This is a genomic window from Ferrimonas senticii DSM 18821, assembly GCF_000422665.1.
Taxonomy (GTDB): domain Bacteria; phylum Pseudomonadota; class Gammaproteobacteria; order Enterobacterales; family Shewanellaceae; genus Ferrimonas; species Ferrimonas senticii.
Map to the genome: position 1 here is coordinate 13,295 of NZ_AUGM01000004.1, position 15,089 is coordinate 28,383.

The 15,089-nt window shown below is 55.8% G+C and carries 14 protein-coding genes; 5 read left to right on the top strand and 9 right to left on the bottom strand.

Annotated features, from left to right (window positions below; translation table 11 throughout):
* Positions 1 to 77: 77 nt before the first annotated feature.
* The 4 genes from G506_RS0103575 (at position 78) to crp (ending at position 3,098) form a co-directional block, all read left to right on the top strand.
* Complete coding sequence (locus tag G506_RS0103575; RefSeq protein ID WP_028115678.1) at positions 78 to 1,025, top strand: DUF3187 family protein; 948 nt, start codon at positions 78 to 80, stop codon at positions 1,023 to 1,025.
* A 43-nt stretch (positions 1,026 to 1,068) separates the two neighbouring features.
* Positions 1,069 to 1,314, top strand: a complete 246-nt coding sequence (locus G506_RS0103580) for a YheU family protein (RefSeq protein WP_028115679.1) — start codon at positions 1,069 to 1,071, stop codon at positions 1,312 to 1,314.
* Positions 1,315 to 1,355: 41 nt separating this feature from the next.
* A complete protein-coding gene (locus tag G506_RS0103585; RefSeq protein ID WP_028115680.1) occupies positions 1,356 to 2,264 on the top strand; it encodes a phosphoribulokinase in 909 nt (302 codons plus the stop codon).
* A gap of 198 nt (positions 2,265 to 2,462) precedes the next feature.
* A complete protein-coding gene (gene crp, locus G506_RS0103590) occupies positions 2,463 to 3,098 on the top strand; it encodes a cAMP-activated global transcriptional regulator CRP (protein ID WP_028115681.1) in 636 nt (211 codons plus the stop codon).
* Positions 3,099 to 3,234: 136 nt separating this feature from the next.
* On the opposite strand, the gene G506_RS0103595 is transcribed toward crp, so the two are convergent.
* The 9 genes from G506_RS0103595 to speE form a co-directional block, all read right to left on the bottom strand.
* Positions 3,235 to 4,032 carry a DUF1338 domain-containing protein gene (locus tag G506_RS0103595; protein ID WP_028115682.1) on the bottom strand — a complete coding sequence of 266 codons (798 nt, stop codon included), beginning with the start codon at positions 4,030 to 4,032 and terminating at the stop codon, positions 3,235 to 3,237.
* A 59-nt stretch (positions 4,033 to 4,091) separates the two neighbouring features.
* On the bottom strand, positions 4,092 to 5,555 hold the full coding sequence (gene astD, locus G506_RS0103600) for a succinylglutamate-semialdehyde dehydrogenase (RefSeq protein WP_028115683.1): 1,464 nt from the start codon (positions 5,553 to 5,555) through the stop codon (positions 4,092 to 4,094).
* Positions 5,556 to 5,594: 39 nt separating this feature from the next.
* A complete protein-coding gene (gene astA, locus G506_RS0103605) occupies positions 5,595 to 6,605 on the bottom strand; it encodes an arginine N-succinyltransferase (protein WP_028115684.1) in 1,011 nt (336 codons plus the stop codon).
* A gap of 11 nt (positions 6,606 to 6,616) precedes the next feature.
* Positions 6,617 to 7,828, bottom strand: a complete 1,212-nt coding sequence (locus G506_RS0103610) for an aspartate aminotransferase family protein (RefSeq protein WP_028115685.1) — start codon at positions 7,826 to 7,828, stop codon at positions 6,617 to 6,619.
* Positions 7,829 to 8,128: 300 nt separating this feature from the next.
* Positions 8,129 to 9,208, bottom strand: coding sequence for a hypothetical protein (locus G506_RS0103615; RefSeq protein WP_028115686.1), 1,080 nt, complete (start codon positions 9,206 to 9,208; stop codon positions 8,129 to 8,131).
* Between the two features lie 53 nt (positions 9,209 to 9,261).
* Positions 9,262 to 9,840, bottom strand: coding sequence for an anthranilate synthase component II (locus G506_RS0103620; RefSeq protein ID WP_028115687.1), 579 nt, complete (start codon positions 9,838 to 9,840; stop codon positions 9,262 to 9,264).
* A gap of 123 nt (positions 9,841 to 9,963) precedes the next feature.
* Entirely contained in the window at positions 9,964 to 10,992 is a 1,029-nt protein-coding gene (locus tag G506_RS0103625; RefSeq protein WP_028115688.1) for an agmatine deiminase family protein, read from the bottom strand.
* A complete protein-coding gene (gene speA / locus G506_RS0103630) occupies positions 10,989 to 12,899 on the bottom strand; it encodes a biosynthetic arginine decarboxylase (protein ID WP_028115689.1) in 1,911 nt (636 codons plus the stop codon). Before speA ends, G506_RS0103625 begins: the two co-directional genes overlap by 4 nt.
* Before the next feature lie 74 nt (positions 12,900 to 12,973).
* A complete protein-coding gene (gene speE, locus G506_RS0103635; protein WP_028115690.1) occupies positions 12,974 to 13,831 on the bottom strand; it encodes a polyamine aminopropyltransferase in 858 nt (285 codons plus the stop codon).
* A gap of 303 nt (positions 13,832 to 14,134) precedes the next feature.
* Here speE and G506_RS0103640 point away from each other — a divergent pair, with 303 nt between their 5' ends.
* Positions 14,135 to 15,064, top strand: a complete 930-nt coding sequence (locus G506_RS0103640) for an adenosylmethionine decarboxylase (RefSeq protein WP_028115691.1) — start codon at positions 14,135 to 14,137, stop codon at positions 15,062 to 15,064.
* Positions 15,065 to 15,089 lie beyond the last annotated feature (25 nt).

The following is a 15,089-nucleotide window of genomic DNA, read 5'->3' on the forward strand; positions in this document are numbered from 1 at the left end:
GGGGGGGCCGCGTCGTTTGCGCGACTGTGGATTGACTACACTTTGCGCTTGCCTTGCCGTCTACCAGAGGAGTTGTCATGCGCATGGTATCCAAGGTGTATGGTGTTGTGATGCTGGCGAGCAGTGCGGTGGCGCTGGCGGAACCACTGCCGGTGCATTCGCAAGCGCCACTGCGCTCCCTGCTGTACAGCACCGCCCCGATAACCACGGACTATCAGTTGGGATGGCAGCTGGCCAGCGATATTCATGCCGCCAGTATCTTCGCGGTCGATCCCAACTACACCCTCGATTATTACCAGATGGAATATGGTCTAGAGGCCTTCTACGGTGTCAGTGCCGATTGGCGCTGGCGTGCAGGGGCGCGCTGGCTGCGCAGCGATGATGCCCATCTGGATCAACTGACGCTGACCTTTCATAACCTGTTTGGGCTGGATCAAAACGGCCGCGATCTGGTGCCGAAACATCGCTTCTTAGTGGATGTGCCAGAGGCGGGGGTGCGGGTTGAACAGTTTGATGGTCAGTCGCTGGTTAATAAGTTCTATCTGGGGCTGGATCATCGCTGGTGGCATGCAGACAAACACCAGTTGGCCAGCAGTATCACCTTGCAGTACAACGACGGCGGTGCGCCGTGGCGTTCGGGATCGCGCTGGGATGCTGGTGGTCAGTTGGACTACGGTTACCGCCGCAGCAATGGCGATCAGGCATGGCTGATGCTTGGGCTGAGCCACAGCGGCGCAGACCAGATCTTGGGTTTGCCGGTACGATCGTTGCTCGCACAGATCGCCGCAGGTTACCGCCACTACTTGGCGCCGCGGCACAGCATTGCCCTGCAGTATCAACTCAGTCGCGGAGCCATCGAGGGCTTGGGGCAACTGGCGCAACTAGTGCACGAAATTCACTTTGGCTACCGCTATCAACATCGACGTCAGCAATGGGATCTGATCTTATTGGAAAATGCCGAGAATCCGGATAACTCGGCTGACTTTGGCTTTGCAGTGCGCTTCGCCTATCGCTTTAACTCGTAACAACGACGACAATGGCCGTTTGAGTTCCAGCGTAAAACCGTTCATGTTAATAGAGTTTGCCACCCTGCAAGCGGCACTGCCCGCCGCCACCATCGATAACCTGCTGAAAGAGTATCTGTTGACTCAAGTCAGCGATGAAGGCTTTGACGGCACCGGCCAACAGCAACTGGCGCATGGCATCGCTTTAGCCAGAGCGGCATTGCAACGGGGCGAGTTATTGGTGGAGTATTGCGAAGACGACGACAGCATTGCGGTGCGTCGGCGTGAGGATATTCAGATCGGCGACTAGGGTAAGCGCCCAATCTTAGGCGAAGCGATTGACGAGGGAATATGTCAGCGAAGCATCCAATTATTGCGGTTACCGGCTCCTCTGGTGCCGGAACCACCACCACCACCACTGCGTTTTCTCACATCTTTCGGCAACTGGGGATCAACGCGACCTTGGTGGAGGGGGATTGCTTCCATCGTTATACCCGCGCGGAAATGGAAGTGGCCATCCGCCGTGCCCGAGAAGAGGGCAACAGCATCAGCTACTTTGGCCCAGAGGCCAATGACTTTAAGGCGTTAGAGCAGTTCTTTCGGCAATACGGCGAAGATGGCAGTGGCGAGATCCGTCGTTACCTGCACACCTTTGACGAAGCGGTGCCGTTTAACCAGATGCCGGGCACCTTTACCCCTTATCAGCCATTGCCAGCAGAGAGCGAGCTACTGTATTACGAAGGGCTGCATGGGGCGGTGGTGACCGACGATTGCAATGTCGCCAGCCATGCGGATTTGCTGATAGGCATGGTGCCAATCGTCAATTTGGAATGGATTCAGAAGATCGTCCGTGACACTAACGAGCGCGGCCACAGTCGCGACAAAGTGATGGACTCGATTGTGCGGTCAATGGATGACTACGTGGCCCATATGACCCCGCAATTTTCTCGTACCCACATAAACTTTCAGCGGGTACCGACCGTAGACACTTCCAATCCGTTTTCCGCCAAAGCGATCCCCAGTCTCGACGAAAGTTTTGTGGTGATCCGCTTTCGCGGGGTACAAGAAGTTGATTTCGCCTATTATTTGCAGATGATCAGTGGCAGTTTTATGTCGCGCATCGACACGCTAGTGGTTCCGGGCGGTAAGATGGCGCTGGCGATGGAGTTGATTCTGACGCCGCTGATCCGCAAGTTACAGCAGCAGCGGCAGCAGTGTCTGCTCGCGGGTCAAGTGACTAATCTCCAATCAAAGGAGTAATAGTCAGACAACAATGAGATCTAGCGCAATCGACGGCAGACAAAATTGACCAGCATTGCTTAAAAGTTAGATCTTCGTCCTAGTGCCCGACTCGCGGTCAGATTAAAATTTACCTAACTTTACGTAATTTTTGTTTATCGTGACACTGGCACAACGTTGCTGCAGTTAACGAAAACGCTACACAAGGGAAGACTCACTATGGCGCTAATTGGTAAGCCAAAGCCAGATCCAACATTGGAATGGTTCCTGTCCCACTGCCACATCCATAAGTACCCAGCAAAGAGCACTCTGATCCACGCCGGTGAAGAGTCGGATACTCTGTACTACATCGTAAAGGGTTCGGTAGCGGTGCTGATCAAGGATGAAGAAGGCAAAGAGATGATCCTCTCTTACCTGAACCAAGGTGACTTCATCGGTGAACTGGGTCTGTTTGAAGAGCAGCCAGAGCGTACCGCATGGGTACGTGCTAAATCCCCTTGTGAAATCGCTGAGATCTCGTACAAGAAGTTCCGTCAGCTGATCCAGGTAAACCCTGACATTCTGATGAAGCTGTCTTCCCAGATGGCCAACCGTCTGCAATCCACTTCTCAGAAAGTGGGTGACCTGGCGTTCTTGGATGTGGCGGGTCGTATCGCGCAAACTCTGCTGAGCCTGGCTCGTCAGCCAGACGCGATGACTCACCCAGACGGCATGCAGATCAAGATCACTCGTCAAGAGATTGGTCAGATCGTGGGTTGTTCCCGTGAAACCGTTGGTCGTATCTTGAAGATGCTGGAAGAGCAGAACCTGATCCAAGCCCACGGCAAAACCATCGTGGTTTACGGCACTCGCTAAACGCGAAACGCCTGCAAAAAACGGCTCCCCTCGGGGAGCCGTTTTTGTTGGTGCGGCGCGATGCTGCAGCTTTTGCTACTCACTGACAACTGACAACTGACAACTGACAACTGACAACTAAAACCGAGCAACACGGTTATCGAGCATCGGTGGATTCAAAGATCTTATCCGCCGAGGCGGCGACGAAACCGCGGTAAAGTTGGCCATCGGCCATCGGATAGCGTTGGGCGAATTCGTAAAAGCAGGCTGGGATAGTCAGGCTGCCATCGCTAAACGGCACCTCGACTTTATCGGCAAGAGTTGAAGATTGCTCCAGCAGCACTTCCGGCGAGCCTTTGATTTCGCCGCCGCTTTGATTGAGCGGGAATCCCGCCTGTTTCAGGGCATGGTTGACCGCGCCTAGGTTGGCAAAGTCCGCCAGTTGGTTGACGTTGATGGTGAAGTGGTTGGCGCGAAAGCCAAAGGCGGCTAACCAGGCGGCGTACTCACTTTCGGCCAGCAGCGTCTGATAGTCACTGCGACTGACCTGCCAGCGTTTGCCGCTGTAGAGAAAGTCTGGTGCGCTGGCGGCCTCGTCACCAAGTTGCGCCATCATCGATTTGGCTAACTGTTGCAGTTCGCTGCTGCACTGTTCGAGCAGCAGTTCGGAGATAAACACCTTTGGCGCGGTGGGATTCGGGTGTTCAAAATGGCGGGCGTACAGTTTCTTTTGCTTAAAGTGATACTCACCTTTGGCTTCATAACCCAATGCAATAAAGTGCGCCGCCAGTTTATCTAGGCCAATTTGGGGCAAATTGAAGGTGCGAAAGGCGACGTGGTCGTTGATCAACGCTTGGCCACTGCCAAGCAATTGATGGATGGCAGCAGCGCTGGGACATTGTTGCAGGTAATCCTGCCACAGCGCGGCGAACAGGCTATCGATGGTGTGATTCATGCGCTTCTCTCCATGAGCAAAGACCACCCGCAGGTGGTCTTATCTACAAACTGTTGTGGTTATTCGATGGTTAAACCCGGCGACAAGTTGGCGGGTAGGCTAACTTGGTCGGCTTCCATTGAGGCCACCGGGTAGGCGCAATAATCGGCGGCGTAATAGGCCGATGCGCGGTGATTGCCACTGGCGCCGATGCCACCGAACGGCGCCGAACCGGCGGCACCGGTGATCTGCTTATTCCAGTTAACGATGCCAGCGCGACTGCGAGGCAGGAAATAATCCCAATCGGCGCGATTGTCGGACAGCAATCCGGCCGATAAGCCAAAGCGGGTATTGTTGGCCATCGCAATGGCGTCATCGAAATCGTCGTAGCGCACCAGTTGCAGCAGCGGTCCAAAGTACTCTTCATCGGGCAGTTCGCTGATGGCGGTGACATCGATGATCCCTGGGCGGAGCAGGCCGGTGCCCGCTTGCAGTATCCGCGCTTCGGTCAAGCTGGTACCGCCCAGTTGTTGCAGTTGTTGCTGGGCGGCGAGGATCTGCTCGGCGGCGGCACTGGAGATCATCGAACCCATAAATGGCGTAGGTTCTGCTTGCTGTTGGCCGACCACAATGGCTTCGGTGGCGCGCACCAGCATCGCCAGCAGTTGTTCGCCCTGTTCGCTGCGGGGCAGATACAAGCGGCGGGCGCAGGTGCAGCGCTGACCAGAGGAGATAAACGCCGACTGGATAATGTCGTGCACGGCGCCGCGCAGATCGGCCACTTCGCGGACGATAAGGGGGTTGTTGCCGCCCATCTCCAGCGCCAAAATTTTGCCCGGATCGCCGCCATGCTGTTGATGCAGTAGGGCGCCAGTGCGGGAACTGCCGGTGAAGAACAGGCCATCAATGCCGGGGTGGCTGGCCAGCGCTTTGCCTGTCTCCAATTCGCCTTGAACAAGGTTAATAACGCCAGCGGGTAAGCCCGCTTGTTGCCACAGTTTTAAGGCCAACTCGGACACCGCGGGAGTAAGTTCGGATGGCTTTAGCACCACAGTATTACCGGCGATCAGAGCCGGTACGATATGACCATTAGGCAGGTGGCCGGGGAAGTTATAGGGGCCAAATACTGCCACCACCCCGTGGGGTCTGTGCCGCAGCATCGCTCGCCCGCCCGGCAACTCGGTCTCTTTAACCCCCGTGCGTTCGTTATAGGCTTTGATTGACAGTGCAACTTTGCCAACCATGGCGGCCGCTTCGGTGCGAGTTTCCCACAGTGGTTTGCCGGTCTCGGTGGCGATCAGTAGGGCGATCTCCTGCTGGTGTTGCTCCAGTTGATGGCGAAACGCCTCGATCACCGCCAACCGTTTGCTTAGCCCAGCCAGATGCCAGTCCAGTTGCGCGGCGCGAGCAGCGGCAACGGCGGCATCCACTTGGGCGGCGCTGGCGGCGTGGCCTTGCCAGATTTCGCTATTGTCGGCGGGATTGACGGAACGCATTGGCGCGCCATCGCCTGCGAGCCATTGACCATTAATCAGATGAGTCATGTTGTCTTCCTTGAATCGGTGATCAGAATTACCGTGCCACTACATTGGCAGCAGCCATACCGGTTGTTCGGCGTCGAGCTGTAGCTGCGCCAGTGCCGCTTGGCTCAGGCCGATGCGATCGTCTTCGAGCAACTGCGCTGGGGCGCGGATCACTCGATAGTTATGGATGTCGCCGTTGCAGATCAGATAGTCATCGTGCAGCTGCGCCTCGGGAACGATGGTGGCTCGGCGCTGCTCCGACTGTTGCACACTGTGGATCTGTTGCCGTTGGCATTCGACCGTTGGCCCGGCGTCAAAGATGTCGACGTAGTTGCGGAAGGTGAACCCCTCCGCTTCCAGCAAAGCCAGCGCTGGGGCGGTATTTTGATGAACCTTACCGACCACCGCTTGGGCGGCGTCGCTGAGTAAATTGACGTACACCGGATGGCGTGGCATCAGTTCGGCGACAAAGCTTTTTTCACCAATGCCAGTCAGGTAGTCGGCGGTGGGAAAGTCGATGCCGAAGAAATGCTGCTGCAGCCACTGCCAAAACGGCGAGCGTCCCTGTTCATCGCTGACTCCGCGCATCTCGGCGATGACGGTATCGGCAAAGCGCTGCGGAAACGCCGCCAACATCAAAAAGCGGCTGCGAGACAGAAAACGGCCGACGTTGTCGCGGCGCTGATCGCTTTTTAGAAACAGGGTGCACAGTTCGCTGGCGCCGGTGTAGTCGTTGCACAGGGTCAGGGTTGCCACTTCACGACGGATATCGAGCTTCTCCGAAACATGCACGTCTTTGCCCAGTCGGTAGTGATAGAAGGCATCGTTAAAGCCAACGGCGGCGGCGATGGCACACGTGCCGATCACCTCGCCATCGTCCTCTAACACCATCAAGTAGCTTTCATCGCCGGGGTCAGTAACTTCACGATTAAAGCTTTGAATTGAATGCTCAATTTTGTTGCGAAGCAGGGTTTCATCAACCGGCAACGAAGTGAAGCCGTGGCCGGACTCATGGGCGATTTGCAGCAGTGCCGGGTAATCGTCACTGCGAATAGCGCGGATCACTAACATAGCGGCCTCACTTAGCCGTTAACAACTTGGGCTACCGCCTGCTCAAAGCGCGCTAAACCTTGATCGATCTCGGCGTCGCTGATCACCAGTGATGGGGTAAAGCGCACCACATTGGTTCCCGCCACTAGGCACATCAGGCCATTGGCCGTGGCCGCTACTAAGAAATCGCGGGCGCGCCCTTGGTAGTCGTCGTTCATCGCCGCCCCCAGCAGTAGCCCCATACCGCGAACTTCACTAAATACGTGGTACTTAGCGTTAATCGCTTCAAGGCCGGCTTTAAGCCGCGCCGACTTTGCGGCCACGCCGGCCATCACTTCTGGCTTTAGTAGTTCATCCAGCACCGCTTGGCCGACCGCACAGGCTAATGGGTTGCCGCCGTAGGTGGAGCCGTGGGTGCCGATTTTCAGGTGCGCCGCCAACTCTTGGGTGGTCAGCATCGCCGCAATCGGGAAGCCGCCACCAAGGCCTTTGGCGGAGGTCAGAATGTCTGGCACCACCCCATATTTTTGGTAGGCGTACAGGTGGCCAGTACGACCGGCACCGGTTTGTACTTCGTCGAAAATCAGCAGTGCGTTGTGCTTGCTGCACAACTCTCGCACGGTTTGGATAAATTCATCGCTGGCTGGAATGATCCCACCTTCGCCTTGCATCGGTTCCATCATTACCGCACAGGTGCGATCACTGATGGCATGGCGCAGTGCCTCGACGTCGTTGAATGGCAGGTGATCGATGCCGCCGGGCTTGGGACCAAAGCCATCGGAATAGGCCTTTTGGCCGCCGACGGTAACGGTAAAGAAGGTGCGGCCATGGAAGCCCTGGTTAAAGGCGATGATCTGATCTTTGCCCTCGCCAAAACGGTCGAGCGCGACCCGACGGGCCAGTTTCAGCGCCGCTTCATTGGCCTCGGCGCCGGAGTTGGCGAAGTAGACTCGCTCGGCAAAGGTGTGATCGGTTAGGGTCTGCGCCAGCTTCAAGGCGGGTTCATTGGTGAAGACGTTGGAGAGGTGCCACAGTTTGCCAGCTTGGTCGTGGAGAGCATTGACCATCGCCGGATGGCAGTGGCCTAAGCAACTTACCGCGATGCCACCGGCAAAGTCGATGTAGTCACGTCCCTGTTGATCCCAGACACGGCTGCCTTCACCGCGTACCGGCACCATCGCCGCAGGGTTGTAGTTGGGTACCATTACCTCATCAAACAGATCGCGGGTAATTGGGTTGGTCATGGCGTCTTCCTCATGTTGACGGCACCGTCTGTAGCGATGCTTATTTTCTATCCGATGTGCTGGCACCTTATAAAAAGCCGTGAGGCGAGTCAAAAAAGCAGCAATGGCGGCAACCGCAGTCAATTTGGGTAGTTATGCAGCAGCGCGAAATGGCGTGATTCGGCTGCCAATCCGCCATTAAAAAGCCCAGCATCGAAGTGCGCTGGGCTGGGACTTGGGGGTGGTTCGCCGAGAGTGGGCAATTATCTGCTTTGAATGGGGTTCTATGCGTCGGCAAAAGTCACCCAAGCTTGACCTGGGCTAAGTTGATGGCGGTTGTTGCAGGCTGTGGGGTTTGGGGTAGTGGCTAAGCCACTGCTCCAGCTCCTCGCGCTCAATCAGTTTGCGCTTTTTTAAGGTGCGACTGATGGTCATCAGATGCGCCTGTGCCACCACTGCGGTGATGGGCGACAGTTGCTGATAGTCGCGCTGCGCCATCTCGGCCAGCAAGCGTTTATTGCCGTCGTGCAACTGGCCGGCCATGCAGCGATAGCCCCATAGGTGCGGTTGCTGCCAGAGTTTAAGCAACGACTGGCTTGGCAGTTGGGCAGTCAGTACCGCTTGGTGGATCTGTTTCTCTCGCGCCTCGCGGGCGCGCTTAAGCCACAATTGTTGCAGTTCATTAAAGCGTACTTCGGCGCAGTGCAGCAGCAATAGCGCGTCGACCGCTTGCAACACCGCGCAAGCCTCGCTGATGCCAACGTCCAAACCGTAGTGATGCGCCAGTTGTCCGGCTAACCGTTTTTGCTGCTGCACCATCCGCCACAACTTTCGTTGTCGAAGATTGATTTTGCTGCTGCGGTGCCACAATTGAAACTGCAACCATGGCAGCGCTTGCTGTATTTGCTGCACCCCAAGATAGGTAAATGCCAATTTCGGGTTGGTGACCAAGGCGTTGCCACGTTGCTGCAGTTGCCGATTGACGTAGCGCAGCAGTGATTGTCCCAGTAACGGTTGCCCTTGCAGCAATAACATTGCCTTGCTGCGGCTGATGTTAGGGTTGATGATCTCATTCAGCAGTGCCAGGTGGGGCGCTTTGATTGGGCACTGTTCGCTAAGGTGCAGTTGCCCCAGAGTATCGCTTAGATCTTTTTCAAAATGCTCGATAAAACGCTGCTGATAGCTGGCCAGTTGCGCCTGTTGCTGCTGTTTTAGCTGATCCCGTCGCTGCGCCGCTTGGCGGTCGATCGCCAGACGGCTGCCGCCGACGGCGGCGGGCGCCTCAGTGGCCGAGTTTGGGGCGGGGTGGTTTAACAGGTAGTGCCAAAAACGCTGTTGTAGTGGACCGTTATCGGTCAAGGGGTTGCTGGCGTATTGAGCGATAGGCGATGACTGCGACACAGGGGTTCCGATAACAAACAAGCTCTCATGGCGGTTATCGGCGCGGCAACGGATTAGTTTAGATCGAGAAAGTTTTGCAGCAGTTGATGGCCCTGTTCGGTCAGCACCGATTCTGGATGAAATTGCACCCCGACGATGGCCAACTGGCGATGGCGCAAGCCCATGATCTGCCGTAAACCGGAGTCGCTGTCACACCACGCGGTTATCTCTAGGCAATCGGGTAAGGTATTGGGATCGACCACCAGTGAGTGGTAACGAGTTACTCGCAGTGGCTGCTTAAGCCCCAGAAACAGGCCCTGCTGCTGATGGTGGATCAGCGAGGTTTTGCCATGCATCGGAATTTCGGCGCGCACCACTTGAGCGCCAAAGTGCTGGGCGATCGCTTGGTGGCCAAGGCAAACCCCAAGGATCGGCAGTTTGCCGGCGAAGTGGCGGATCACCTCAAGGCTGATGCCCGCTTGATTGGGATCTTTTGGCCCCGGCGAGATAATAATTTTGCTGGGCTTAAGCGCTTCGATAGCGGCAACGGTGATCTCATCGTTGCGTTTTACCACCACCTGTTGTCCTAACTGCTGCAGGTACTGCACCAGATTGAAGGTAAAGGAGTCGTAGTTATCAAGCATCAACAGCATCGGGCGGGATTATCGTGGTGGCGTTCAAAGGTGGCGATGATCCAATAAAAAACGCCAACTTGGTAGCCAAGTTGGCGTTTTTTGTCGTCCTGAGCTGGCAAGTTAGATGGCAACTGCCGGTCGCTAGCGCGGTTCCTGCATGGTGATGCAGTGGATGCCACCACCGCCACCAAGGATTGGCAACGCGTCGATAGCGATGACCTCACGCTCTGGGAACTCGGCTTGGATGATCCGCGCCGCTTCTTGGTCGCGATCCGCTTGGCCAAAGGCGGGGACGATGATGGCGTCATTAGCCAGGTAGTAGTTGATGTAACTCAGCGCCAGGGGTTCGCCATCGAGACTTACCGCTTCGGGCTCTGGGATCGCAATCAGCTCTAACGTACGCCCTTGGGCGTCTTGCTGTGACGCCAGTGCTTCGGCGTTCTGTTGGTAGCGCTCGAAGTTCGGGCTGCGGCGATCATCGCTGCCCATGGTCAGAATACGGCCAGGGCGGGTGAACGTCGCGATGTTATCAACGTGACCATCGGTATCGACATCACCAAAGACCCCATGCGGCAGCCACAGTACCTTATCGACCCCCAAGGTACGGCACAGCTCCTGTTCGATCTGCGCTTGGGTCATGTTGGGGTTGCGATTGGGGTTTAGCAAACATTCGGCGGTGGTCAGTAGCGTGCCTTCGCCATCAACATGAATGCTGCCGCCTTCCAGTACCATTGGACTGGCCATGATGGCAAAGTCTGGCTGTTGGCTGGCGACATGTTGCTGCAACGCGGCACCACTGGCAGCGTCGTTATGATAGGGGCTGAATTTTTCGCCCCAGCAGTTAAACCGGAAATCGACCGAGCCGCGGTGTTCACCTTGGAATACCGTTAGCGGGGTGATGTCCCGTGCCCAACTGTCATCCAGTGCCATCGGCAGCAGGGTGACGTTGTGGCTGGTCACCATCCGCTTGGCTTCATCCAATTGCGCCGGATTGACCATCAGTGTCACCGGCTCTGATTGGGCAATGGCGGCAATCACCTCGGCAAAGGCGCGCTTGGCCGCTTCAATGCCGTAGCCCCATACCCCTTGGCGACAGGGCCATGCCAAGTAGCAACCGCGATGTGGTTGCCACTCTGCCGGCATGGTCCAGCGCGATTGTGCTGCGTTCATCCGTCCAGATCCTCAAGATAGGTGTAACCACCTAAACCCAGTTCCAGCTCGGCAAGGACTGCCTGACGTTGCTCTTTAGGCAGCTTGCGAGCCAAATTTTTGTAGGAGGCCAGCAAGGTGCTGGCGTCGATATTGACGTAGTTAAGTACATCGCGAACGCTGTTGCCTTGATGCACTTCACCAAACACCAGATTGCCATCGTCATCAAGGCTGACGGCGACCGATTCGGTATCACCAAACAGGTTGTGCAGATCGCCAAGGATCTCTTGATAGGCGCCGAGCATAAAGAAACCGATGTGGTAGGGCTTATCGGGATCAAACGCCGGGATCGGCAGGGTGGTTTCGGTGCCTTGGCCTTCGACGTACTGATCGATGGTGCCGTCGCTGTCGCAGGTGATGTCGAGGATCACCCCGCGGCGCTCGGGGGCGCGGTCGAGCCCAGACAGTGGCAGCACCGGGAAGATCTGATCGATGCCCCACGCGTCCGGCAGTGATTGGAACAGCGAGAAGTTAACGAATAAGCGATCCGCCAGTTTTTCGTTCAGTTCATCGATGATCGGCCGATGAGCGCGGTTTTTAAACGACAGTTGCTCGGCAATCAGCTGGCAGGTAGCGGTATTGACCTGTTCCGCCCAAGCTCGCTGGCTTAGGTTTAAGCTGCCAAAGGTGTACATCGCGTTGACTTCGGCCAGATCGCTCATGGTGTCGTGATACAGCTCGACGATGGCACGGGAATCGGCGTTACTGAGCGCATCTTGATAGCTGCGCCAGAGGTTGTGCAGCACCAGCGGCGCGGCTGATTCTGGTTCCGGCAGAGTCTGCTGTTGCTGTTGCTCGACGCCAATCACATCGGCAATCAATACCGCGTGGTGGGCGGTCATGGCGCGTCCGGATTCAGAGATCAGATTCGGCATCGGCAGATTGTGCTCACGACAGACATCACCAATGGTCCAGACCACGTTATTGGCGTATTCGCGCATCGAGTAGTTGGCCGAGCATGCCGATTGACTGCGGGTGCCCTCGTAATCGACCGCCAAACCGCCGCCAACGTCAAGGTAGTCAATGGCGGCACCTAACTGGCATAACTCGGCGTAGAAGCGACCGGCTTCGCGTAGACCACTTTGAATATCGCGGATGTTGGCCAGCTGCGAACCGAGATGGAAATGCAGCAACTGCAGAGCGTCGAGCATCTGCTCTTGCTCAAGGCGGGTGATCACCTCAAGGATCTGGTGGGTCTTAAGGCCAAACTTAGACTTGCTGCCGCCGCTGGAGGACCAATTGCCTTTACCGGCAGAGGCCAAACGGGCTCGAACTCCTAAGCGCGGATTGACCCCAAGCGCTTTGGCTTCACGCAGCACTAAGTCCAGTTCAGAGGCTTTCTCAAGCACAATAAAGACCTTGTGACCGAGCTTTTCGCCCAGCAGCGCCAACCGCACGTATTCACGGTCTTTGTAGCCATTACAGACGATCACCGAGCTGCCTTGGCTGGCCAGCGCCAACACCGCTAACAGCTCTGGCTTGCTGCCGGCTTCCAGACCCAGCTGTTTGTATTCGAGGTTGTTCTGGCTGGAAAGCAGCCCTTCAACGACCTGCCGCTGCTGGTTCACTTTGATCGGGTAGACCGCCAGATAGTGGCCGTCATAGCCGTAGTTGGCGATCGCCTCATTAAAGCGTTCACAGAGGTTTTGCACCTGGTGGCGCAAAATGTCGGGAAAGCGCACTAACACCGGCAGGGTCATCCCCTGTTGGCGTAGTTGTTCGGCCAAATTATGCAGGTCAATCTGCTGGCCATTGGCTTTGGGGGTCGCGGCCACATGGCCGTTGTCACCAATGGTGAAGTAGCCGGCGCTCCAGTAAGGAATGTTGTAGGTCGAAAGCGCGTCGTTGATAGTCCAGTTATCTGACATCGAAAGATCTCCACAAACAAGTCGCCCCGCGCTTGCTGGTCTTAGCATGGCTGCGGGGCGATGGTTCGAGTGACTTACTGGCCGAGAGCGTCCAGTACGTAGCGCGGCAGGGCAAAACTGCCGACGTGTAACTCTGGGGTGTACCACCGAGTCTCAATGTTGGCGGCGGCAAAGCGTTGACGAATTACCTCAATGCTATGCTGACGCACGGCGGCGTTGTCGCTCGCCCATGCGAAGGTCATATCACCGCCGATGTAGGTTGGTACCGCAGCACGGTAGAAGCTGCGATCGGCAAAGTAAGGTGACAGACGAGAATCGGTGGTGGTCACTTCATCCAACTGCATAAAGCATACGCCGTTTTGCGTTACCAGGATGCCGCCTTCGGTCAAACAGTTGGCACAACCTTGATAGAAGGCGCTAGTGAATAACGCTTCACCCGGGCCGATTGGATCGGTGGAATCGGAGATGACCACATCGAACTTATCTTGGCAGTTGATCACAAAGTCGCGGCCATCGTTGATGACCAAGTTGACTCGTGGGTCGTCAAAGGCGCCGTTGCTGTGGTTTGGTAGGTAGGTTTTGCACATCTCGACGACCGAGGCGTCAATCTCCACCATGGTCACATGCTCGATACTTTGGTGACGGGTGACTTCGCGCAGAATACCGCCGTCACCACCGCCGATGATCAGCACTCGCTTGGCGTTGCCGTGGGCCAGAATTGGCACATGGGTCAGCATCTCATGGTAGATAAACTCGTCTTTCTCAGTAGTTTGGATCATGCCATCGAGGGCCATCACCCGACCAAATTTGGCGTTATCAAAGATGATCAGATGTTGGTGTTCGGTACGGCTTTCAAACAGCACCTTATCAATGCTGAATTGCTGGCCATAGGCGTTGTGCAGAGTTTCAAAGTAACGATCACCTTGAACCATGTTGTCGAGTCTCCCAGAGGTAACGGGCCAGTGTTGTGGGCGCTGGCGATTTGAATTATTTGCTCAGGGGTTATACCTGTTACGGCACCATTTGCAAGCGATTTGAATTTCAGTCACAAGCGGTTTTGCTTTATAAATCTGTCACTTGTGTAAATATTGGGGCTGACATCCTGATATCGATGGTTAGAATAGCCGCCACCCTATTTTTAACCATTAGGGCGTATCGCTGTGGTCTGCAAAATAATGCACCCAAGAACGTGCATGGCAGCACTGATGCGTCTTAAGTAATACAGGTCGAGTGCCATGTTTTTTGAAGGCTCCGAGAAGAAAGTCGAAGTCATTGTTGGTCCAGAACACGCCAACTTACGTCAACTTCCCCGCAGTTTTTGGGAAACCCTAGTGAGTCGTTGTCATGCGACCATTTTGTCAGAGATCCACAATGAGCAGATGGACGCCTATCTGCTGTCAGAGTCCAGCTTGTTTGTATGGAACGATCGGATCCTGATGATCACCTGTGGGGTGATCACCTTGGTGGATTCCGTTGCCTACTTTATCGAGCAGATGGGGATAGAGAAGGTGGCGATGGTCAGTTTCCAGCGCAAAAACGAATACCAGTCGCACCTGCAAAAAAGCTGCTTTGAAGAGGATATGGCACGGCTCAATGCGCTGTTGCCGGGTAAAGCGTTCCGTTTGGGGCACCTGGATGCCCACCACAACTACCTGTGGCATATGGATGCGCCCTACCAGCCGCTGGCGGATGACATCACCACCGAACTGCTGATGTACCACATCAGCGGTGACGCCGCTCGCTACCTTCGCAGCGACAGTCAAACCGTTGAGGGCATTGCCGAATTGCTGCAGTTGCATCAGCTGTTCCCAGGGTTTGAGTTTGACCAGTTCCTGTTTGAACCCTACGGCTATTCGATGAATGGCATCAAGGGCGACCAGTACATCACCATGCACATCACCCCGCAGGAAGAGACCTCTTACGTCAGTTTTGAGACTGACATCGATATCGCCCGCGAGTGCCCGCAACTGCTCGAGCATATGGTGCAGATCCTGCAGCCAAGCTCGTACGATCTGATCACCTTCAATACGGAACCGCAGTTTGAGCCTGCAGAGCCGATGTGTTGCGTAGCGAATCAGCGCCAGCCGCTTGATTGCGGCTATGTACTAGGCTTCCGCCATTGGCTAAAACGCGCCGAAGCAGTAGAGCCAGCGGTGGCGATGTAAGCGTTAGCTATCGCGATAAAGCACA